Source organism: Bradyrhizobium sp. Unk1 (assembly GCF_059512345.1).
This window is the reverse complement of the sequence record NZ_JCAMOP010000182.1, coordinates 1-1148: the sequence shown is the minus strand read 5'-3', so window position 1 is coordinate 1148 and position 1148 is coordinate 1. Positions and strand designations below refer to the sequence as shown.

The window sequence follows — 1148 nt, the reverse complement described above, 5'->3', positions numbered from 1 at the left end:
CACTCGCTCTTGGCCGTGCAGATGTCGAGCCGGCTGTCACAGGCTGTGGGAGTCGAGCTGCCGCTGTCGACGCTGTTCGCAAGGCCCGTGCTGACCGACCTGGCGGCAAGCATCGCCGAGCTGTTGAGCCGCTCCGGTCCACAAGAGCTGCCGTCGATTGCAGCCGTGTCGCGTCATGAGCCGCTTGTGCTGTCGTTTGCGCAGCAGCGGCTATGGTTTTTGGCGCAGCTGAACGAAGGCAGCACGAACTATCACATTCCGCTGACCTTGCGATTGCGCGGGATGCTCGACCACATCGCCTGGCAGCGCAGCCTTGACCGTCTGTTTGCGCGTCATGAGGCGCTGCGCAGTGTGTTTGTCGCGACGCAGGGCAAGCCCCGGGTTGAGGTTCTGCCGCCGGATGCGGGTCTGCCGATAGTTGAGCATGATCTGCGGGAGAGATCGGATGCGGAAGCGGCACTTTTGGATCTGTGCCATGAAGAGGGCCGCACGCCATTCGATCTTGCGTGCGGTCCGCTGATCCGCGGGCGTCTGGTGCGGTTGTCGGACGAGGAGCACGTCTTCCTGCTGACCCAGCATCACATCGTCTCGGACGGCTGGTCGATGGGCGTGCTGCTGCGTGAACTTAGCCAGCTCTACCGGGCGTTCGAGGCTGGGCAGGACGATCCTCTGCCGCCGCTTGCGATCCAGTATCCAGATTATGCCGCCTGGCAACGCCAATGGCTGTCGGGGGATCGGCTGCAGAAGCAGGCGCAGTATTGGGGCAGCGCCCTGGCAGGCACAGCCCGTCTTGTCTTGCCGACGGACCATGCGCGGCCTGCCCAGCAGTCGTTTGCCGCGGCCACGGTCCCGATCACCGTCGATGCGGATTTGACGCGGGAGCTGAAGCGGCTGAGCCTGCAGCATGGCACGACGTTGTTCATGACGGTGCTGGCGGCCTGGGCGGCGGTGCTGTCGCGTCTGTCGGGGCAGGACGATCTTGTGATTGGCGTGCCGAGCGCCAATCGGGGGCACCGCGAGATCGAAGAGCTGATCGGGTTCTTCGTCAACACCCTGGCGCTTCGGCTGGACCTGTCGGGCAAGCCGCGCGTCTCGGAGCTTCTGGAGCGGACGCGGCGCACGGTGCTGGCTGCGCAGGAGCATCAGGA

General features: G+C 65.0%; 1 protein-coding gene. It reads left to right on the top strand.

Going from position 1 to position 1148, the window contains the following annotated elements:
- Positions 1–21: 21 nt before the first annotated feature.
- On the top strand, positions 22–1148 hold a 1127-nt coding region (locus tag AC5ZFO_RS47990; RefSeq protein WP_496124265.1), incomplete at its 3' end, for a condensation domain-containing protein.